Raw genomic sequence first — 20,815 nt, 5'->3', positions numbered from 1 at the left:
TAGCCGCCCCGGTCCGCCCGCGCCTCCACCGGCAGGTCGATCATATCCCCGCTCGCCGCCGTCAGCTTCACCGTCATGTTGCGCGCATAGGCGGTCGAATAGATGAGCGGCGCGCCCTCCACCGGAAGCACCACGCCGGGGCGCGCCGCGCAGATCGGGCCGTTGGCGGCGCTGCGCAGGCGGGGCGGGCTGTCGGCCTCTATGGCGGGCATGCCCACGACCAGCACCGACTTCGGCTTCTGGAAGGAAGGCGCCTTGTTGAGCAGCAGCGCGGCGGCATCGCCCCGCCGGATGCTGAGCGTCGGCAGATAGTCGAACTCCGGATTGCTGAACGCGCCGAAAATCCTGGCCAGGTCGCGCACCACGCCGATATAGGGGCTGTAGAAGCCATAGCCCGCCTCCCGCGTGGAACTGAGTTGCAGGGCAAGGTCGGTCGGCGCGCCGGTCAGCGTTTCCGCGATGGAACTGCTGTGCACGTCCGCCAGCACCAGTTGCTCGCGATTTTCCAGCAGGCAATTGGCCTGAAGCTCGACCACTTTCGACAGGCATTCGTCGTTGAGCTTCATCGACAGGCTGCGCGCCAGGGCGGGAGCGACGGATCGCAGATATTCGGGATGGCTGTTTTCCTGCGCCCGGATCGCCGCCATGAAGGCGTCGAGCCGCGAGCGGTCGAGCGAGGCCTGGTTGAGTTCCTGCGTCGCGCGGACGAACTCGCCCGGCTTGCCGCGCACCGCGTCCTCGATCGTGCCTTCCGCGCCGCCGGTGTCGGGAACCAGGAACAGCGTCATCTGCCGCGCGCCCTTCGGCACGGTCAGGGACAGGCTGTTGTCCTTCGCCTTCTTCTTCCAGCTTTCGGCGGACTTGATCCAATCCTTGGGCGGCGGGTTGGTGGCGCCGCGCAGAAAGGTGGAGAGCAGCAGGAACTTCGCGCCCTGATCCTCCGGCAGGTCGGCCCTGATCGACAGCCTGTCGCCTTCGGCCAGGCTGGGCACCTGCGCGATGGGAAGCACGTCCTTCCCCCGCGTGACCGCGATGCGCAGGCCCGGCCCGCCAAGCTCGAACGGCGCGGGATCGGCGGCCTGCGCCGACGCGGCGCACAGCGCGGCGGCTGCGGCGCCGCAGGTCCGGGGCAAGATATTCCGTCGGCTCGGCAGCGGCATAAGTCCCGGCATCTTCCTGTCAGCGATCCAGATTCCGCTGTCCCATATCGCTCCCCCAATTCCAAGAGCGCGGGCGAGGCAACCGGCCTTGCGACGAAGGGTCAGGATCGCGGGACGAGCAGGGGCGGCCGGTGGAGCCGCGGGGCGGTCACGGCTGCTCCATCGCCTCCGAGCGGGCGGTGACCGCCGTGCCGACAGACGCGCAGATGATGAGGCCGATGGCGAACCACTGGGCCAGGGTCAGCACTTCGCCCAGCAGGATCAGCGCCATGACCGCGCCGACGGCGGGTTCGGCGCTCATCAGGATGCCGAATGTGTTGGACGGCAATCTGGGCAGGGCCACCATCTCCAGCGAATAGGGGATGGCGCTGGAAACGATGCCCACCGCGACGCCGAGCAGCAGCGCGTCGGGCGCGAGCAGCGCGGCGCCGGCATGGACCATCCCGACCGGTGCGACGAGCAGGGCGGCGACGATCATGCCCCCGGCGGAGGCCGCCGCTCCGTGCATGCGGCCCGCGCGCCTGCCGATCAGGATATAGCCGGCCCAGCACGCCCCGGCCATAAGCGCCAGCGCGATGCCGCGCCAGTCGAGCCGGGACGATGCGCCCCAGAGCGGCAGCAGGCTGGCCAGGCCCAGCACCGCAAGACCGATCCAGAGAAAGTCCAGCCTCCGCCGCGAGGTGAGCAGGGCGACGGCCAGGGGGCCGGTGAATTCGATCGCGATCGCCAGCCCCAGCGGAATATAGGCCAGCGCATTGTAGAAGGAGAGGTTCATGACCCCCAGCACCACGCCATAGGCCAGCAGCGGCCGCCAACCCGCCCGCCAGTCCAGCCGCCAGGGCCTGAACACCAGCGACAGGATGACCGCGCCGACGATGAGGCGCAGCGTCGTCGCCCCCTCCGGCCCCACCAGCGGGAACAGCCGCTTGGCCAGCGACGCGCCGGAAGTGACCGACAGAAGGGAAAGCGAAAGCGCCCCGAAGGCGATGGGATCGACACGCGTGGAAACGGATCGCGGCGCGGCAACAGAGGGCATGCGACACTCGGACTTTGAGGGACGGTCGCGGATGGACCATGCCGCGAGGACGAACTGGGATGTCCGGAAATGGCCAATAGCCGATGTTGGCCGCCCTTGCCATAGTCGTCCCCCTGGACGCCGCGCATCGCGGCGCGGGACATGGCTGGCCGCGACAATCCGGCGCGGCGCCTGTTCGCCGGCCCTGTCCCCAATGCGAAGTCCCCAATGCGAAAAGGCTCCGGAGCATGGATGCTCCGGAGCCCTTTCCTCGTCCTTCAATGCCGCATTTTCCCAGCCGTTGGCCGTGAACGGTCGACTTGAAAATGCTCCGGCGACCGGGCGGAAGGACTACATGCGGATGCGCAGGCCCACCGAGACCATGCGGCCGATCGGGTTGGAGACAAAGCCGTTATAGCCCCATGCGCCGCCCAAAATGCCGTTGGTGTTGCCGTTGTAGAAGGGCGGATCCTTGTCCAGGATGTTCTGCGCGTCGACATAGATCTGCCATCCCCGGGCGAAGCTCTCGCCCTGGAACTCATATTGCAGGTGCAGGTCGAACGTGTCGTTGGCCTTGACCTTGTCGCCGCCGCCGATGGGATTGCCCGCCGAATTGACGATGATCGGCGCCACCGTGGTGCTGATCCAGTTGCGGTAGGAACCCGTATGGTTCCAGAACAGGTCCGCCGACAGCCCGTCCTTCGCCCAGCCCAGTTGGGCGCGGTTCTTGAACCGCACAGAGGGGAAGGTGGTGTTGTAGCCCGACGTGTTGAGGATGCTGAAGTCCGTGCCTCCGCCGAAATTCTGCCGGAACTTGGTGAAATAGGTGAAGCCCGTGCCGATCACGAAGCTGCCCAGTTCGCCGATGTCCGCGCGATAGTTGAACTGGCCGTCAATGCCCTCCACCGTCAGGTTCAGCGCGTTGCGGCTGCTCTGGTCGATCAGGAAATAGACCTGCGGCGGGATCGCGCCCGACACCGTCGCGCCGTTGGCGATATTGGCGAACTCGTCGATCTGCGCCGGCGAACAGGTCTGCGGACAGATGGTCAGCAGGTTGCGCAGCCCGGCCGAGTTCACGATGGCGCTGGGGCTGGGGGAGGAGACGCCGCCGATGAACTTGTTGTGGAAATAGGTGAAGGCGGCGGTGAAGCCGGGCAGGAAGCGCGGCGCTAGGTCGATGCCCGCCGACCAGCTCCGCCCCTTTTGCGGGGTCATGTTGGAAAAGCCGCCGCCAAGCTGGCGCCGCATGCCCTGGATCGCCGGGGTGCCGATGGTGCAGGTGGTCGCATCGCACTGCACGCCGGGGATGTTCACGACATCGGGATAGTTGGCGATGGGCACGGCGATCTGCGTGCCGTTCACGCCGACGCTGCCCGAAGCGTAGAGATAGCCCTGGGTCGGATCGCCGATGACGGCGGTCGGCGGCGCCACGAAGGCGCGGGAATAGTTGCCGCGCAGCTTGACGCCCTCCACCGGCTCCCAGTTCGCGGCGAACTTCGGATTGGTGGTCGATCCCACGTCGCTATAGCTGTCGTAGCGGCCGGAAATGCTGAGGTCGAAGCTGTGCACCAGCGGAATGCCCATATCCGGGGAGACGACCGGAATATAGAGTTCGGCATAGAGCGACTTCACGTCGCGCTTGTAGTTGTAGACGCGGAAGTTGGAGCCGGTCGTGGTCGGGCCGGTATTGTTGGAGCCGGTGATCTTCTGCGTCTGTTCATACCAGAGATATTCGCCGCCGACCGCGATCTTGAGCTTGCCCGCGGGAAGGCTGAACAGCGATCCGTTCAGGTCCAGCTTCATCTGGTTGAACGTGTTGTAGTTCGTATTCTCGCTATTGTTGCGATAGAGCGAGCGGATGACCGCTTCGGAGGTCCGGTTGGTGCCGTCGAAGGGCCGCCAGACGTCCAGCGCGTTCGCCGCCGTCAGCGGCAGGTTGAGCGCGATGACGTTCTGGCCGGGAATGTTGGTCGCCGTGGTGCTGCCGCTCAACTGCGCGGTGCCGTTCAGCGCCAGCAGGGCGCAGGCCGAACAGAAGCCGTTGACGGTGTTGAGCGCCGAGCGGTTCCAGCCGAAGGCGTCGCTGAAGGTCAGCGTCCAGTCGTCATTGACGTGATATTCCGCGACGGCGGTGGAATAGATCGAATCCGACTGCGATTCCTGTTCGCCATAATTTCCGTCGGGCAGCAGGGCGAGCCATGTGACCGTCTGCTGCGTGGCGCCGGGCGCGCCGGCGGGCGCCTGGTAGAAGGGGTTGATCTGGCCGCCCCGGCCCGATCCGGGGCCGAAGGCGGCGGCGTTGGTCAGGCCGCCGGGGCCGGAGGCGTTATGGGTTTCCTGGCGGTTGTAGTTCATCATCGCCGTGACGGTGAACTTGTCCGAAAAATCGTTCGTCACCTTGATCATCGCGTTCGCACGGAACTGCGAGGGCAGGAGATTGGCGTAGACCGAATTGTTGCAGGGCGCGTTCGCCTGGATATTGGGGACGGTCGTCGTCGCGCCGGGCGAAAGGAAGACGCCGCTGACCCCCGGCGCGATGATCGTCGCGGGACTGCACTGGTAGCTGTTGGTGTTGGTGCCGCCGACCGGGCGATAGTCGCCCAGGCTGGAAAAGCGGCGATCCCTGTTCTTCAGTTCCGACTGGTCCGAATAGGAACCCGCGACATAGACGCCGCCCGTGTCCCACTTCTTGCCCCAGATGAAGTTGAAGTTGGTGTTGTGATAGCTGTCGGCAAAGCCCGCCTGCGCGTTCGCCTCGAACCCGTCGAACGTCCGCCGGGTGATGAAGTTGACCACGCCCGCGACCGCGTCCGACCCGTAGACGGACGACGCGCCGTCGGCCAGAACCTCGACCCGCTGGATCGCGCTGACCGGGATGATGTTGGGGTCGGTCTGGGCGAACTGCGTGCCGCCGCCGGGCAGGCGCAGGCCGTCCATGATCACCAGCGTCGTGTTGGACGAGGATCCCGCAAGGCTGTGGATCTGCGGCGAATAATAGGAATAGGCGTTCTCGCCCTGCGCGACCGAGCCGGCCGTGGAAATGGACGGCACGGTGTTGACGAGCTGCGACACGTTGACGGGCGCGGTCTTCTCGATCGTGTCCTGGCCCACCGAAATCAGGTTGGACCCGACCGGCGCCACGCCGCGAATGGCGGAGCCGGTGACGATGATGTCGCTGTCGGCCACCGACTGGCTGCCCTGGGGCGGCGGCGCGATGGTCGCATTATCCTGCGCCAGCGCGGGCTGGCCGGCCACCATCGCCGCCGCGATCGCGATCAGCGAGCTGTTCAATCGTGCAGGCAGATATTCTCCCAACATGACTCTCTCCCTTTCCATATCATATACTATAGGATTTCTGGTTGAACTTGCGGTTTTCCGAAGAGGCTGAAAGCCTCTGGATCGTCGAGCTTTGGCGATGCGCTCCGGGGAGCGCGCTTCAGTGCGGCTGGAAGCTGTGCAGGCCGCGGGGATAAGGGTTGATCGCGACGCGCGTGGCCATCCGGCCCGGTTGCCCGCCGAAGCTGGCCCGGTGCCACCGGCCCTGCGCGGCAGTCACGACGTCGCCGGGCGACGCGGTGAAGAACGGCACGCCTTCGATCTGGTAATCGATATTGCCTTCCATGACGAACCAGAATTCATCATAGCCGAAGTGGAAATGGCCCAGGTCGCTGGCCGGCGGAGTCTGGATGCCGGCGCCGCGAATATTGTTCACGAACAGATGATCGCCGGCCATGAAGGCGCCAGCCCTTTGCCCGCCCGTCACCACATCCCTGTAATAGTCGAGATAGGGCCGGTCGGCGGCGCCGTAACGCCCGTCCCCACCCATCAGGGCGGCCTTCACATAGGTGAAGCCGGGCACGTCCTTCGGCTTGTCCGGCCTGGTCGCGACGGGATAGAGCGGCACGTCGCCCGCGCCGTGCACCTCCAGCCACAGCGCCGGCTCCTCGCCCACGCTTTCCAGCGTGAACGGCAGGCGGAAGGGGATGTTGACCTCCCCGCCCTTGACCGCGACGAAGGGTTCCTGCCCCTTGATGCTGACCCGGAGCTGCCCGCCCCAGACGATGAGGGCGGTGGCGTTGTCGGCGTACATCAGCGGTTCGGTGCGCTGCCCGGCGGCCATCTGGCGCCAGTCCGCCTCCAGGTCGCGGTTGCGGACGATGGCGTGCGTCCAGCTTTTCTCGCCCTTGTGCGCGGCCAATATGTCCGCCAGCTTCCACCAAGGACGATTGGGCGCGTCATAGGCGCGCGGCGGCGTCCGCTTGGGCGACCAGGCATTTTCCATGGGCGGCCGGGCGGGCGGCGTGGATGGGGCCTGGGATGGAATCGGGGATGGGGCCTGGGACGGGGACGGCGCGGACGTCTGGGCCGCCGCCCCCAGGATGAGCAGAGCGGGCGAACACAGATAGAATGCGGCCTTGACGATTGCCATCAATCCTCCCCTTGAGCAGACTTTTGCGTCTTGCAATTGATCATATAGGATATGATGTTGGGGCATTAGTCAAACAAATTATGACATGAAAAGAGGAGAAGGGCGTGAAGCACATCTGGAAACTGGCCGTGATCGGCGGGATTGCGTTGTTTCCGCAATGCGTCGCCCATGCGCAGGAAGATGGCTGCGCGCGTCTGGACGACCCGTCGGAACGCCTGGCCTGCTATGATCGCCGGTCGGGCCGCGCGGCGGCGGACAGCCGCCCGATTCCCCTCCCCGCGTCGCCCGCCCCGGCACCGGCGGCGGGAGCGGCGGCGGCAGAAAGCGACAGCTATCGGGACCGTCGCGACGCGCTCAAGAGCCGCACGGATTTCGACAGCCGGCTGAAGGCCGCCGTCCCGTTGCGGCATGGCTATTACCGGCTGGAGCTGGAGGACGGCACCGCCTATGACATGACGACCGTAGGGCCGCCGCCGCCGGTCGGCGCCATGGTCCATGTCCGTCGCACGCCCTTCGGCACCACCTTCTTCGACATGGAGGGACGCAAGCCCTTCACCGTCAGGCTGTCGCGCCGCCAATAGGCCCCAGGGCGCCCTCCCCGGCCGGCTGCTCCAGCAGCCGGTTCGGGTCGACGACCGCCCAGGCGAGCACCCCCGCCAGCACCACGGCGGACCCCGCGATGAAGGCCGCCGTCCAGCCGAACTGCGCGGCGATCATCGGCGTCAGGGTGGAGGTCAGCGCCCCGCCGATCTGGCACCCCATGTTCATGAAGCCGGACACGACGCCGCTATGCGGCCCGGCGATGTCCGCCGTCACCGACCAGAAGGAGCTTTGCGAGAGGTAGATCGCGCCCGCTCCGCCCGCCAGGATCAGCACCGCCAGCGGGGCGTTGTCGACCATCGATCCGCCGGCCAGGAACAGGCCGGTCAGGACGAAGGACAGGATGCCCAGCCCGGACCGTCCCCAATAGAGGCCATGGCGCGCCGACACCCGGTCGTTGATCACGCCGCCCAGCAGGCAGCCGAAGGTCATGCACAAGAAGGGCAGCATGGAGAAGACGGCGCTCGACTTGACGTCCAGGTGCCGGGCTTCGGCCAGGTAGATGAAGAACCAGCTGAAGAATATCCAGATGACGTAGCCGAAGGCGAAATAGCTGACGAACAGGCCCCAGACGTTGCGGCTGGAAAATATGGCGCCCCAGGGAATGGGTCCGGACGACGCCCTTTTGGCTGGGGGCAGGCCCGCCTCAATATGCGCGAGTTCGGCCGCGTTGACGGAGGGGTGCTCCTGCGGCCGGTCCCGCGCCAGCCAGAACCAGATGGCGGCGGCGGCAAGGCCCAGGACCGCGCAGACATAAAAGGATGCGCGCCAGCCGCCCCACAGGATGATCGCGGTGATCAGCGGCGGCGTGATGCCCGACCCGGCCCCCACCCCGGCGAAGATCCACCCGTTCGCCTTTCCCCTCTCCTGCGCGGGTATCCAGCGCGACAGGAACTGGTTGCCGCATGGATAGACGACCGATTCGCCGATGCCGAGCGCGAAGCGGGTCAGCGCCAGCAGCAGCAGCGCGGCGCTGCCCTCCGGATGGATCAGCGCCGTCGCGGCGGTGAACACGCCCCACCACAGCAGCGCGCCCGTCAGCACGATGCGCGGGCCGTAGCGCGCCGCGAGCCAGCCCGCCGGCACCTGGAACAGCGCATAGCCGATCAGGAAGGCGCTGAAGACCCAGCCCAGCTGGACCTGGTCTATGGCATATTCCTTCCGCATCTCCACGCCAGCGACGGAAATATTGGTGCGATCGAGAAAGGCGATCGCGCTGATGATGAACAACAGGAAGATCAGGCCCAGCCTGACCCTGGACCGCGCGGCTCCATTCATAACCATCCCTCCCGCTTGGCTTCTGCGCCAAACAATATACTATATGATTCGAGACAAGATGATGTATGTCCGCATAAGCAGGCAAGAGCAAGCATTGGAGAGGGGAAGATGGGCATGGGCACGCCGCGCATGGCGCTGGTCGCAGCGCTGATGGCCTTTGGCGGAACCGCCGCGCAGGCCGCGCCGCCGCTGGCGCAACGCATCGGCCATACCGATCCGGACGGCATGCGGGTCGCGAACGGCGTCCATGGCGGCGCGGGATCGATGAAGTTCGGGCCGCTGCTGGGCGCCGATGCGCTCAGCACCAACCTCATCTTCGTCCATCGCGGGACGATCGCGCCGAAAAGCGGCATCGGCCAGCATTTCCACAATGATTGCGAGGAGATGTTCGTCATCCTCGACGGGGAGGCGGAATTCACCATCGACGGGCGCACCTCTCGCCTGGCCGGGCCGGCCGGCGTGCCCGACCGCATGGGGCATGCCCATGGCATCTACAATCCGACCGACCGGCCGCTGCAATGGCTGAACGTCAATGTCGGCATGACCAAGAGCTATGACAATTTCGATCTGGGCGACCCGCGCACCGGCGCGACGCTCGATCCCGTGCCGCAATTCATCAACATGCGGCTGGACCGCGCCCTGCTGAAGCCGGCGGCGGCAGCGCTGCCCGACGCGACCGGGGCCGTTCTCTATCGCCGCGCCTTGGGCCCCGCGGTGTTCTCCACGCCCTGGTCCTATGTCGACCATATCCTTCTGCCCGCCGGCGCGACGCTGGGCCGCCGGACGCAGGCGGACATGAGCGAGGTCTATTATGCGATCTCCGGCACGGGCGAGGTGACGCTGGGCGGGGAGACCGCGCCGATCCGGGCGGGCGACGCCGTGCCCGTCGACCTGGGCGAGGCGCGGGCGATCCGCCAGACGGGCGGCCAGCCGCTCGAACTCATGGTGATCGGCGTGGCGCGCGATCTGGCGGCGAAGGCCCGCTACCGCGCCGAAGCCGAGGCGCGCCTGCGACCGCGCCGATAGCGTCGCGCCGGTCCTCTCGCCTCCCCCCTTTCCATCATCCAAGAAGGAACCAAGCCCATGTCCTCCCGCCTTCGCGCCGCCCTGCTCGCCGCGGCGCTCTGCCCCCTGACCGCGCCGTCGCTGGCGCAGGCGCCCGCCGCATCGGCGGCCGCGCCCTCCTTCGAACGGCTGGACCCGGCGTTCGACGCGATCATCGCGCCGGGCACGCCGATCGAGCGGGTGGCGACCGGCTTCGGCTTTACGGAGGGGCCGCTCTGGCATGATGGCCGGCTCTGGTTCTCCGACGTGACCGGGGACAAGATGCGGGCCGTCACCCCGGACGGGAAGGTCGAGGAACTGCTCGCCAATTCGGGCGGCCTGCCCAATCCCCCGGCGGGCGCCAGCATCGGTTCCAACGGCATGGCCCCCGCCCCCGACGGCACGGTGCTGATGACGCAGATGGGCGCGCGCCGCATCGTCAGGGTCGGCAAGGACGGCAGCCTGCAACCCTTTCTGTCGGACTATCAGGGCAAGCGGCTGAACAGCCCCAACGACCTGGTCTATGACAAGAGCGGGGCGCTGTGGTTCACCGATCCGCCCTTCGGCCTGTTCAACGGCATGGACAAGGACCCGGCCAAGGAACTGCCCTATAACGCCGTGTTCCGCTATGCCGACGGCCGGCTGACGCCGGTCATCACCGACATGACGCTGCCCAATGGGATCGGTTTCTCCCCCGATTTCAAGACCCTCTATGTCGGCAATTACGGGCCGGACATGTATATCCGCGCCTATGACGTGCGCCCGGACGGCAGCCTGTCCGCGCCGCGCGAGCTGATCCGCTTCCCCGGCGGTCGCGGCGGGCCGGACGGGCTGAAGGTCGACACGGCCGGCAATATCTGGATGACGGGCCCCGGCGGCATCCGCATCGTCACGCCGCAGGGCAAGGTGCTGGGGCAGATCAGGCTGCCGGAAACGGCGGCCAATCTGGCCTTCGCGGAGGATGGGCACATGGTCTACATCACCGGCAGCACCAGCATCTATCGCCTGCGCAGCAAGGTGAAGGGAATGCTGCCGCTCTACGCCAGGGGTCAATGAAGGGCAGCGGGCGGCCACGCGCCGCCCGCTTGAGCCGAACCGCGTTTAACGGCCGCCCGCGCTCGGCGCGGCGCCAGGGGCGGGGGCATAGTTTTTCGCCAGATAGGCGGTGATCGTCTTGATCTCCTCCGGCGAGACCTCCGCCCCGCGATCGGCCATGCCCTGCACGGTCGCCGCCCATTCCGCCTCGCTCCGCCGCTTCTGGAACACCTGCCCGGTCGTGTGGCAGAAACCGCAGCGTTCATTGATCAGGTCCAGGCCGGGGCCGGGCGGCGGGGTCGCCGCGGCTACGGTGGCGGGCGCCTGCTGGGCCATCGCCCCCGCCCCGATCAGGGGCAGGGCAAGGGCCATGATCGTCAATCCGACTTTATGCATGTCATGTCCTCAAGGAAGCGCATAGGCCACCACCGCGTCGCTGGTGGCCGGTGAAAAGGCGAAGCCCCCCGTCGCCACGACGGCGACCATCTGCCGTTTCCCCGCGGCATAGGTCATCGGCGTCCCATAGCTGGAACCGGGCAGTTCCGCCGTCCAGAGCAGCTTGCCCGTCTTCGTTTCGAAGGCGCGGAAGCGCTGGTCCTTGGTCGCGCCGATGAAGGTCAGCCCGCCCGATGTCGTGAACGGCCCGCCCGCGCTGGTGATGCCCGCATCCTTGAGTGCGGGATGGCCGGTGTCGCCCAGGGGGCGGCGCCACGCCACCGCGCCCTTGACGACATCCACGGCCACCAGCTCGCCCCATGGCGGCTTGTGACAGGGGAAGCCGGTTTCCATGTCCGCGAAATAGGCGTAGCCGCCCTTCATGCCCCAGCTTCCGTCGGGCTGCTGCTCCAACTGCTGGGGGCTGGCGAGTTCGTTGAGGTTGATGACGTAAAGCCCCAGATCGGGGTCGAATGCGCCACCGCCCCAGTCCGCGCCGCCCAGGCTGCCGGGGAAGAAGTTGATCGCGCTGTCGGCGCGCAGCGGCTGGAACGGCTTGCTGGGGGTGATGTTCAGCTTCTTGACCAGCGCCTCGCACCGGGCCTTCAGCTCCGGCGTGACGTCCAATATGTCGTCGGCATCGTAGGACAGGCGGGTCAGCGGCGGCGGCGCGACGGGCATGGGCTGGGTCGGCCAGGGCTGCTCGCCCGGCACGTCGGTTTCCGTCGGCACCGGCACTTCGCGCACGTCGAACAGCGGCTTGCCGGTCACGCGGTCCAGGATGAACATGATCGCCGTCTTGTTCATCGCCACCAGCGCCGGCGTGACCCGCCCGCCGCGTTTGATGTCGACCAGCGTCAGCGTCGGCAGGTCGAGATCCCAGATGTCGTGGTGCACGGTCTGGAAATGCCAGAGATATTTGCCGGTCGCCGCGTCCACCGCGACCACGGAGTTGGAATAGAGATTGGCGCCCTTGCGGTCCGCGCCCCACCTGTCGAAAGTCGGCGCGCCGACGGGCAGATAGGCGATGCCGCGCTTTTCATCGACCTGCACGAAGGTCCAGACATTGGTGCCCGACCGCGCCTTCGCGCTGTCCCCCTCCCAGGTCTCCGACCCCTTCTCCCCCGCCTGCGGGATGGTGTGGAAGGTCCAGACCAGCTTGCCGGTGCGCGCGTCCCAGGCGCGCACGTCGCCCGCCGCGCCCTTGACCGGCATTTCCTGCACCCGCGATCCGGTGATGACCAGATCCTTGTAGATGGCGGGCGGGCTGCTCATGCCCAGCGGCGCGGCGCGCAGGCCGTTCATCACCTCGGGCGTCTTCATGTTGACGATTCCCGCCTCCCCGAAGGCGGCGGCAGGCTGGCCAGTCGCGGCGTCGAGCGCGATCAGCTTGCCCGACCGCGTGCCGAAGAAGATGCGCGCCCCCTTCCCCCTGGCTCCGGGCCAATAGGCGACGCCGCGGGTCGAGGGCTGGTCCTTGTTCGCCAGCGTATAGGCCCAGCGTTCCTTCCCCGTCGCGGCGTCCAGCGCGACGACGCGATTATAGGGCGTGGCGAGATACATGACGCCATCGACCACCAACGGGGTCGCTTCCGACGCCGAAAATCCCGTGGCGAACTTGGCGCGCATGCCGTCGGGCATCGGCCCCGTATCCGCTGTCACGCCGGGCGGGCGCATATGATATACCCAAGCCTGCCGCAGGGTGGACACGTTGGCGGTGGTGATCTGCCTGAGCGGCGAATGGCGCGCGCCGCCGGGATCGCGGCCATAGGCGGCCCAGTCGGCGTCGGCGGACGGCGCCGCCCCGGCCGCGCCACCCAGGGCGCTGGCGGCAACGGAAATCATGGAGGCCAATGCGATGGACCGGCGGAACGAAGATGCGATTTTCAACGACATGCCTCTCCTGAAGGCGGGGGTTGACCTTTGGCCGACAAGCCCGGTTGTTCTTTTGTCTTAGTAATGCTAGCAGAGGGTTAAATCATATACAATATGATCTGCACGGGAAAATCTGCGCCTTTCGGAACGGCGCGTGTGGGAGAAGGAATATGGCGACGCTGCCGTTGGCCGGCATAAGGGTACTCGACATTTCTCAGGTCATGGCAGGCCCGTTCTGCTGCATGCTGCTGGGCGACATGGGCGCGGACGTCATCAAGATCGAACCGCCCAAGACGGGCGATTCGACGCGCCACTCCATGGGATTCCGCCTGAAGGGGGAGGACAGCCCCGGCTTCCTGGCGCTCAACCGCAACAAGCGCAGCATCGCCCTCAACCTGAAGGACGACGCCGATCGCGAAGTGCTCTATGCGCTGGTCAAGACCGCCGACGTGCTGGTGGAAAACGCCCGCCCCGGCGTCGCGGCGCGGCTGGGCATCGACTATGACACCCTGGCCGCGATCAATCCGCGCCTCGTCTATGCCAGCATTTCCGGCTTCGGCCAGACCGGCCCCTGGGCGCAGCGCCCCGGCTTCGACCTGATCGCGCAGGCCATGTCGGGCATTTTGAGCTCCAACGGCTTTCCCGGCATGGAACCGGCGAAGAACAGCATCGCCGTGGCCGACCTGGGCGCGGGCCTGTTTTCGGCCTACGCCATCCTTTCCGCCATCATCGGCCGGGAAAAGAGCGGGCAGGGCCAATATATCGACGCATCGCTGCTGGAAGCGGCGCTGGGCCTCTCGATCTGGGAAACGACCGAGCTTTGGGGCACGGGCAAGTCGCCCACGCCCATCGGATCGGCCAACCGCATGTCCGCCCCCTATCAGGCGGTGCAGGCGTCGGACGGCTGGTTCGTCATCGGCGCGGCGAATCAGGGCCTCTGGCTGACCTTCCTGCAAGTGCTCGGCCGGCCGGAACTTCAAGACGATCCGCGCTATTCCACCAACGCCGCCCGCGTGACGAACCGCATCGCCCTGATCGAGGATCTGGCGCCGACCTTCCTCACCCGCACGCGGCAGGAATGGATCGACGCCCTGCTGGCGGCGGGCGTCCCCGCCGCGCCGATCCTGGACTATGGCGAGGCGGTCGGCAGCGAGCAGGCCGTCGCCCGCGACATGGTGATGCAGGTGCCCCATCCGGTGGAGGGCGAGTTCAAGGCGCTCGGCTTCCCGGTCAAGATGCGCGGCACGCCGCAGGAGGTCCGCCTGCCCCCGCCGCTGCTCGACGAACATGGAGAGCTGATCCGGCGGGAACTGGCGGAAAGGGGCCTGCTCGCCCCGCAGCGGGAAGCGGCGAAATGAGCAAGGCGCGCCTTATCTATGAGAAGCGGGGCGACCAGGCCCATATCCGCTTCGACAACCCGGCCGCCCACAATGCGCTGACCGGCGCGATGTGGCACGACCTGCGCGATGCGGCGCGGGACATAGCGGCCGACCGCTCCATCCGCGTCGCCGTGTTCCGCGGCGTCGGCGGCAAGGCGTTCATATCCGGCACCGACATCTCCAAATTCGCGGATTATGAAAGCGGCCGGCAAGGCGTCGATTATGAACGCGACATCGACGAATGCATGGGCGCTCTCGACGCCATACCCTGCACCACCATCGCGGTGGTGGAGGGGTGGGCCGTGGGCGGCGGCATCAACATCTCCTCCGCCTGCGATTTCCGCATCGCGACGCGGGACGCGCGCTTCGGATCGCCGATCGGTCGCACCATCGGCAATTGCCTGTCGGTCGCCAGCGTGGCGCGGATCGGCGCGGCGGTGGGCCTGCAACGGGCGAAGCGCATGGTGCTGCTGGGCGAGATGCTGACGGCCGAGGAACTGCTCGCCAGCGGCTTCCTGCTGCGGATCGTGGAGCGCGAGACGCTGGATGCGGAGGCCGACGCGCTGGCCCGGCGCGCCGCCGAAAACGCGCCGCTCACCACCCGCGCCACCAAGGAGACGATCCGGCGCATGACCTTCGGCGCCTTGCCCGATGTCGAGGATCTGATTGCGCAGGTCTATGGCAGCGCCGATTTCCGGCGGGGCGTGGCCGATTTCCTGGCGCGCACGAAGAAGCTGCCGGACTGGACCGGCGCCTGAGGCGGAACGGGGCGGCGGTTCCGCCGCCCCGCCCCTTATTTACCGCATTTGCATTCCGGCCCCGCCTTGGCCGGTTCGGGCCTTTGCGCCACGATCCTGACATTGGGCATCAGCGCCGCATTGGGCGGCAGCGCCAGGTCGCCGGCGGGAAAGCCGTTGGCTTCGAACATATAGGCTTCGATGTCCGCGACCTTCCGCCCGCCCAGGCTGCCCGGCGCGTTGAGCGGCATGGTCGTCTGGATGCGCGCGAACAGGTCGCCCGCCGAGGTGTTGTTCCAGTTGTTGAGGAATGTCGGCCCGACCAGCGCGGGCGCGACGTCGATTCCGGCGAGCGTTTCGCCATGGCAGGCGGCGCAATTTTCCGCATAGGCGGCCTTGCCCCGCTCCGCCTGATCCTTGGTGTAGACCCCGGTCCAGACGTGGCGTTCCGGCGCCTGCGCGCGCGTCACGACCGCCCCGCCCGCCAGCAGCAGCGCGCCCGCCAGCCAATATCCCCGCGTCACCTTGCCCATCAAGCCACTCCTGCCATTAAGCCACTCCGGGAAGTCGGAACGCCACCAGTTCGGCGCTGTAATTGCCGCCGCCGATGGCGACGACGATATATTGGCGGTTGTTCAGCATATAGGTCATGGGCGATCCGCTCTGCGGCGCGGGCATGTAGACCGCGCCCTTCTCCTCGCCCGTGGCCTTGTCATAGGCGCGCAGCATCGCGCCCCTGATGCCATATTCATTGGTGTAGAAGCCCGCCTCGCCGCAGATCACCAGGCTCTTGGTGCAGAGCGGCCCCAGATTGCCCGCCCGGCCGGTGCGGGGAATCTTCAGTCCCTTGAGCGCCGGATGGTTGCGGACATTGTCCGGCGTCTCGCCATGGGCGACCTGCCATTTGAGGTCGCCCTTGCTGAGGTCGATGGCGGTGATGCGGCCATAGGGGGGCTTGAGCAGCGGCAGGCCCTGCACGGTCAGGAAGCCGGGCGGCGGGCCGGAGCCGGGCTTCGCCGCCGGGGGCCGCATGAAGGGCGTCGGCGCCGCCGCGCCCATCGCCACCTGCGGCCGCACTTCGGACCCGGCAATGCCATGCACATGCGGAAATTCGGAGACGCTGGGGTCGTCGTTCGGGATGATGCCGATCACCGACGGCTGGGTCTTCGAATAGACGAAGACGGTATGGCTTTCCGGGTCGTAGCAGCCGCCCGGCCAGTTGGTGCCGCCCTGGATGCCCGGAACGGAGATGGTGCCCCAGCGGCCGGGCTTGCTGACCACGGGCGGCGTGTAGAGCGGCCCGATCTTGTACTGCTTCACCAGCTCCACCGCCTGCTTGCGCAGTTCCGGCGTGAAGTCGATGAGGTCGTCCATGCCGATGCCCTGCACGTCATAGGCGGGCGGCTTGGTCGGAAAGGGCTGGGTCTTGGCATACCATTCGCCCGGCACGTCGCCCGCCTCCACCGGCCGCTCGACAATGGGCCAGATCGGCTGGCCGTTGGTGCGGTCCAGCACATAGAGGAAGCATTGCTTGGTCGGCTGCGCCAGCGCCTTCACCGTCCTGCCGTTCACCGGAATGTCGCACAGGATCGGCGCGCAGGGAATATCGCGGTCCCACAGGCCATGATGGACAAGCTGGTAATGCCAGCGCCGCACGCCCGTCTCCAGGTCCAGCGCGACCAGCGATTCCCCGAACAGCGCATTGCCGCGGCGGAACATGCCCATCTCGTCGCCGGTGGGCAGTTCCACCGGCACATAGACCAGCCCCAGTTCCTCGTCGGCGGACATTTCCGCCCAGACGCCGCCATTGCCCGCTTCGTCGGCGTCGCCGTTCAGCCAGCTGTCATAGCCATATTCGCCCTTTTTCGGGATGGTGTGGAATATCCACTTGCGCTTGCCGGTGCGCACGTCGAAGCCGCGCACATAGCCCTTCACATTCTTGCGCACCGCCGGCACGTCGCCCGCCGTATGCGCCGCGCCCACCACCACCGTGTCGCGGGCGACGAGCGGCGTCGCGTGCAGCCCGACATCGGCGGTTTCCGGGTCCAGTTCCTGGTCGAAATCCTTTTTCAGGTCGACCACGCCGTTCACGCCGAAGGCCGGATCGGGAATGCCGGTCGCCGCGTCCAGCGACACAAGCTGATAGCCGATGGTCACGAACAGGATGCGTTCCTGCTTGCCGTCGGTCCAGTAGGAACAGCCATGGCCCGAAAGCTGGCGCGGCGAATTGAGCGCGCGCTGCCCCTCATCCTTGCGGAACATCCAGAGCAGTTCGCCGGTCGCCGCGTCGACGGCCACGCAGTCGCGCCGCGACCCGGCGGTCAGGAACAGCCGCCCCTTGACCAGCAACGGCGTCGGTTCGAACTGATATTCCTTGCGCGCCCCCAATATGTCGGTCTTGAAACTCCACGCGACCTGAAGGTCGCTGAAATTGTCGGCGTTGATCTGGTCGAGCGGCGAGTAGCGCGTATTGGCCTGGTCGGCCGCATAATGGCGCCATTCGGTGTCCGGCCCGCCGGGCAGTTCCTGCGCCATGGCGCGCCGCACCGGGGCCGTGCCGATGGTCGCGGCGACGGCGACCGTCCCGCCCAACAGCCTGCGTCGGGTCATCTTCAACATCGCGCTTTAGGCCCCTTCCCTCTCTCTTTCCCGGCTGCGGCTTACCAGCTCACCGCGATATATTTGGCTTCGCAATATTCCAGCAGGCCGTGATGCCCGCCCTCGCGCCCCAGGCCGCTCTGCTTGACGCCGCCGAAGGGCGCGGCGGCGTCCGACACCAGGCCGCGATTGACCGCCACCATGCCCGCCTCGATCCGCTCCGCCAGTTGCAGCCCGCGCTTGAGGTCGGCGGTATAGACATAGGCGGCCAGGCCATATTCGGTCGCATTGGCCAGCGCCACCGCCTCCGCCGGATCGTCGAACGGGATCACCGCCGCGACCGGGCCGAACACTTCCGTCGTCAATATCTCCGACCCCGGCTGGACGTTCGCGATCACCGAGGGCGGGTAGAAGAAGCCCGCGCCCTCCGGCGTCCTGCCGCCCAGCCTGACCTCCGCGCCGCGGCCGACCGCATCCGCCACCAGATGCTCGATCTTGTCGATCGCCTGCCGGTTGATCATCGCGCCGCACTGGGTCGCGCTTTCCGTGCCGGGGCCCATCTTCATCGCGCCCATGCGCTCCGCCAGCTTCGCGACGAAGGCGTCATGGATGCCGCGCTGGACGTAGAAGCGGTTGGCCGCCGTGCACGCCTCCCCCGCATTGCGCATCTTGGCGACCATCGCGCCCTCGATCGCCTCGTCGATGTCGGCATCGTCCAGCACCAGGAACGGCGCGTTGCCGCCCAGTTCCATGGACGAACTGATGACCTGGTCCGCCGCCTGGCGCAACAGGATGCGGCCGACCTCGGTCGATCCGGTGAAGGACAGCTTGCGCACGCGCGGGTCGTGCAGGATGCCGCTGCACAGCGGCCCCGGATCGCTGCTGTTGACGACATTGACCACGCCCGCCGGCACGCCCGCCCGGCGCATGATCTCCGCCACGGCGAGCGCCGTCAGCGGCGTTTCCTCGGCCGGTTTCAGGATGCAGGTGCAGCCCGCCGCCAGCGCCGGGGCGATCTTGCGCGTCGCCATCGCCGCCGGGAAGTTCCAGGGCGTGATCAGCAGGGCGATGCCGATGGGCTGATATTGCACCATGATGCGGTTGGCGCCGGACGGCGAGACGGCCAGTTCCCCGTTGATGCGCACCGCCTCCTCCGCATACCAGCGGAAGAATTCGGCGGCATAGGCCACCTCCCCCCGCGCGTCGGGCAGCGCCTTGCCATTTTCCAGCGATATGAGCTGCGCCAGCCATTCCTGCTCCGCCATCATCGCATGGAAGCAGGCGAGCAATATGTCGGCGCGCCTGCGCGGCGGGGTCGCGGCCCAGTCCGCGGCGGCCGCGGCGGCGGCGTCCACGGCGGCGATGCCCTCGGCCGGGCTGGCGTCGGCGACGGAAGTCAGCACCGTCTCCGTCGCGGGGTTGAGGATGTCGATGCGCCTGCCGCTGGCGGCGGGCACCCACGCCTCCCCGATCAGCAGGTCGGTCGGAATGGCGAAGGGGCCGGCATGGCCATCGGTCGTCGTGCAGCTATAGCTTTGCGTCGTCATGGGAAACCTTGTTCGAGAAGTCAGGCTGACTTGAGCGCCGCCCGCTCGCCGGCAAAGGCGGCGCGGGTGATGCTCTGCATCGCCGGGAGATCGAGGGGACGGGGATTGTTCTTGACCAGCCTGGCGGCGTTCAGGGCGTTTTCCGCCACGAAGTCCTGCTGCTCCGCCTTCAGCCCCAGCGCCGCCAGGGAGCGGGGGATGTCGACGCTGCCCAGCAGGTCGGCGACCGCATCGATGAACGCCTGAGACATGTCCTCCTCCGCCGCGTCGGGCAGTCCCACCGTCCGCGCCAGTTCGGCGAAGGCCGGGGCGCAGAAGGGACGGTTGAACTGCATGACATAGGGCAGCAGCGTCGCCACCCCGTCGCCATGCGCGGTGTGCGTCAGGTTGCCGACCGGATATTGCAGCGCATGCGCCGCCGCCGTGCCCGCCGTGCCGAAGGCGCAGCCCGCCGCAAGCGCCGCCAGCATCAGCCCCTCGCGCGCCTCCATGTCGCCGCCGTCGCGATAGGCCCGCTCCAGGAAGCGGAAGATGTTGTCGACCGCCAGCCGGGCGAAATGGTCCGACAACAGGTTCTTGCCCACGAACACATGATCCTGCGTCAGCATCGGGTCGGCCGGGCGCGCCAGCGTCGTATAGGCCTCCACCGCATGGGTCAGCGCGTCGGCGCCGGAACAGGCGGTCAGGGCGGGCGGGCAGGTGGCGGTCAGTTCCGGATCGCAGATCGCGACCAGCGGGATCAGATGCGGGCTGGCGATGCCGACCTTCACCCCGCGCTCGTCGTCGGACACCACGGCGACCGGCGTCACTTCCGATCCGGTGCCCGCCGTCGTCGGCATGGCGATCAGCGGCATGACCGGGCCGGGCACGGCGAATTCGCCATAATAGGACCGGATGTCGCCGCCATGGGTCAGCAGCACGGCGACGACCTTGGCCATGTCCATCGAACTGCCGCCGCCGATGCCGACGACCAGATCGGGGACGAAGCCGCGCACTTCGTCGACGCAGGCATTGATCGATCCGATCGGCAGGTCGGGGATCGTCCGGTCGAAGACCCGGACCTCCAGCCCATGGGCTTTCAGGTCCGCGACCATGGCGTGGAATTCGGGCTGGGCGGCCTGCCGCTCATCGGTGCAGAGCAGGGCGCGGCTGCCCAGCTTGCCGGCGGCGGAGCCGAGCGCGTGGCGCTGCCCGCGCCCGAACAGGACGGAACGGGGCAGGCGCAGCGCGCCGAAGGCGGTATGGACGTCGCTCACTTCTTCCTACCATCCGCGCCAAATTGTTTCAGATAGGCGATGATGTCGGCGCGATCCTGCGCGGCGGCCATGCCGGGGAAGATCATCTTCGTGCCGGGGACCAGCTTCGACGGGCCTTGCAGCAGCTTGTCGATGCTGGTCTCGTCCCATTTGATGCCCGACGCCTTCATCGCGGGCGAATAGCCATAGCCGCCTTGGCTGCCCGCCGCCCGGCCGACCACGCCGTTCAGCGACGGCCCCATGGCGCGCGCCGGGTTCGGCCCGACCTTGTGGCAGGCGGCGCAGCGCGCGAAAAGCTGCTGCCCATGCGCGGCATTTCCCTTCGGCGCGGGGGCGGCGACCGCCGCGCCGGCGATCACCGCGCCGATGCCCGCAGCGAATATCCAAGTCTTCACCTAAGCAACCTCCTGTCGTGCGCGCCATGCGC

General features: G+C 67.4%; 17 protein-coding genes (1 of these 17 only partly in view). 5 read left to right on the top strand and 12 right to left on the bottom strand.

All coding sequences use genetic code 11. The features are described from left to right. The 4 genes from Sj15T_RS17865 to Sj15T_RS17850 form a co-directional block, all read right to left on the bottom strand. Positions 1–1,160, bottom strand: the beginning of a protein-coding gene (locus Sj15T_RS17865; RefSeq protein WP_013053694.1) for a hypothetical protein. It extends 1,240 nt beyond the left edge of the window; only the first 1,160 of its 2,400 coding nucleotides appear in the window; the start codon lies at positions 1,158–1,160; the stop codon falls past the left edge of the window. Positions 1,161–1,308: 148 nt separating this feature from the next. Further along, the gene (locus Sj15T_RS17860) at positions 1,309–2,196 is read right to left on the bottom strand and encodes an EamA family transporter (protein WP_013053693.1); all 888 of its coding nucleotides are present in this window, start codon (positions 2,194–2,196) and stop codon (positions 1,309–1,311) included. Positions 2,197–2,526: 330 nt separating this feature from the next. Next, positions 2,527–5,493, bottom strand: a complete 2,967-nt coding sequence (locus Sj15T_RS17855; RefSeq protein WP_007688103.1) for a TonB-dependent receptor — start codon at positions 5,491–5,493, stop codon at positions 2,527–2,529. A gap of 118 nt (positions 5,494–5,611) precedes the next feature. After that, positions 5,612–6,604: a cupin domain-containing protein gene (locus Sj15T_RS17850; protein ID WP_013053692.1), complete on the bottom strand. Its 993-nt coding sequence runs from the start codon at positions 6,602–6,604 to the stop codon at positions 5,612–5,614. A 104-nt stretch (positions 6,605–6,708) separates the two neighbouring features. Here Sj15T_RS17850 and Sj15T_RS17845 point away from each other — a divergent pair, with 104 nt between their 5' ends. After that, positions 6,709–7,185 carry a hypothetical protein gene (locus Sj15T_RS17845; RefSeq protein ID WP_013053691.1) on the top strand — a complete coding sequence of 159 codons (477 nt, stop codon included), beginning with the start codon at positions 6,709–6,711 and terminating at the stop codon, positions 7,183–7,185. Here the strand turns inward: Sj15T_RS17845 and Sj15T_RS17840 are convergent. Next, on the bottom strand, positions 7,163–8,482 hold the full coding sequence (locus Sj15T_RS17840; protein WP_007688108.1) for an MFS transporter: 1,320 nt from the start codon (positions 8,480–8,482) through the stop codon (positions 7,163–7,165). The genes Sj15T_RS17845 and Sj15T_RS17840 overlap by 23 nt on opposite strands. A 114-nt stretch (positions 8,483–8,596) precedes the next feature. Here Sj15T_RS17840 and Sj15T_RS17835 point away from each other — a divergent pair, with 114 nt between their 5' ends. Together Sj15T_RS17835 and Sj15T_RS17830 are read left to right on the top strand one after the other, a co-directional pair. Beyond that, positions 8,597–9,508, top strand: coding sequence for a cupin domain-containing protein (locus Sj15T_RS17835; protein WP_253720748.1), 912 nt, complete (start codon positions 8,597–8,599; stop codon positions 9,506–9,508). Between the two features lie 57 nt (positions 9,509–9,565). After that, positions 9,566–10,582 (top strand): SMP-30/gluconolactonase/LRE family protein, encoded by a 1,017-nt coding sequence (locus Sj15T_RS17830; RefSeq protein WP_013053689.1) that lies wholly within the window; start codon positions 9,566–9,568, stop codon positions 10,580–10,582. A 45-nt stretch (positions 10,583–10,627) separates the two neighbouring features. On the opposite strand, the gene Sj15T_RS17825 is transcribed toward Sj15T_RS17830, so the two are convergent. After that, on the bottom strand, positions 10,628–10,957 hold the full coding sequence (locus Sj15T_RS17825) for a cytochrome c (RefSeq protein ID WP_007688114.1): 330 nt from the start codon (positions 10,955–10,957) through the stop codon (positions 10,628–10,630). A gap of 9 nt (positions 10,958–10,966) precedes the next feature. Continuing rightward, a complete protein-coding gene (locus Sj15T_RS17820; RefSeq protein ID WP_013053688.1) occupies positions 10,967–12,892 on the bottom strand; it encodes a pyrroloquinoline quinone-dependent dehydrogenase in 1,926 nt (641 codons plus the stop codon). Between the two features lie 149 nt (positions 12,893–13,041). On the opposite strand from Sj15T_RS17820, the gene Sj15T_RS17815 reads away from it, so the two are divergent. Together Sj15T_RS17815 and Sj15T_RS17810 are read left to right on the top strand one after the other, a co-directional pair. Continuing rightward, complete coding sequence (locus tag Sj15T_RS17815; protein WP_013053687.1) at positions 13,042–14,229, top strand: CoA transferase; 1,188 nt, start codon at positions 13,042–13,044, stop codon at positions 14,227–14,229. Next, positions 14,226–15,008: an enoyl-CoA hydratase gene (locus Sj15T_RS17810; RefSeq protein WP_013053686.1), complete on the top strand. Its 783-nt coding sequence runs from the start codon at positions 14,226–14,228 to the stop codon at positions 15,006–15,008. The genes Sj15T_RS17815 and Sj15T_RS17810 overlap by 4 nt, the downstream gene beginning before the upstream one ends. A gap of 35 nt (positions 15,009–15,043) precedes the next feature. On the opposite strand, the gene Sj15T_RS17805 is transcribed toward Sj15T_RS17810, so the two are convergent. Genes Sj15T_RS17805 through Sj15T_RS17785 form a run of 5 tightly spaced genes read right to left on the bottom strand, consistent with a single transcriptional unit; the run spans position 15,044 to position 20,783 of the window. Further along, positions 15,044–15,520 (bottom strand): cytochrome c, encoded by a 477-nt coding sequence (locus tag Sj15T_RS17805; RefSeq protein WP_013053685.1) that lies wholly within the window; start codon positions 15,518–15,520, stop codon positions 15,044–15,046. Between the two features lie 16 nt (positions 15,521–15,536). Then, positions 15,537–17,606: a PQQ-binding-like beta-propeller repeat protein gene (locus Sj15T_RS17800; RefSeq protein ID WP_013053684.1), complete on the bottom strand. Its 2,070-nt coding sequence runs from the start codon at positions 17,604–17,606 to the stop codon at positions 15,537–15,539. A 41-nt stretch (positions 17,607–17,647) separates the two neighbouring features. Beyond that, complete coding sequence (locus Sj15T_RS17795; RefSeq protein ID WP_007688125.1) at positions 17,648–19,132, bottom strand: NAD-dependent succinate-semialdehyde dehydrogenase; 1,485 nt, start codon at positions 19,130–19,132, stop codon at positions 17,648–17,650. A 20-nt stretch (positions 19,133–19,152) separates the two neighbouring features. Further along, positions 19,153–20,388, bottom strand: coding sequence for an iron-containing alcohol dehydrogenase (locus tag Sj15T_RS17790; protein WP_013053683.1), 1,236 nt, complete (start codon positions 20,386–20,388; stop codon positions 19,153–19,155). Next, positions 20,385–20,783 (bottom strand): cytochrome c family protein, encoded by a 399-nt coding sequence (locus tag Sj15T_RS17785; protein WP_007688128.1) that lies wholly within the window; start codon positions 20,781–20,783, stop codon positions 20,385–20,387. The genes Sj15T_RS17790 and Sj15T_RS17785 overlap by 4 nt, the downstream gene beginning before the upstream one ends. Between the last annotated feature and the right edge of the window lie 32 nt (positions 20,784–20,815).

The sequence above is a fragment of the Sphingobium sp. TA15 genome, from assembly GCF_037101235.1.
In the GTDB taxonomy this organism is placed as follows: Bacteria; Pseudomonadota; Alphaproteobacteria; order Sphingomonadales; family Sphingomonadaceae; genus Sphingobium; species Sphingobium indicum.
This window is presented reverse-complemented; position numbering and strand designations above follow the sequence as displayed.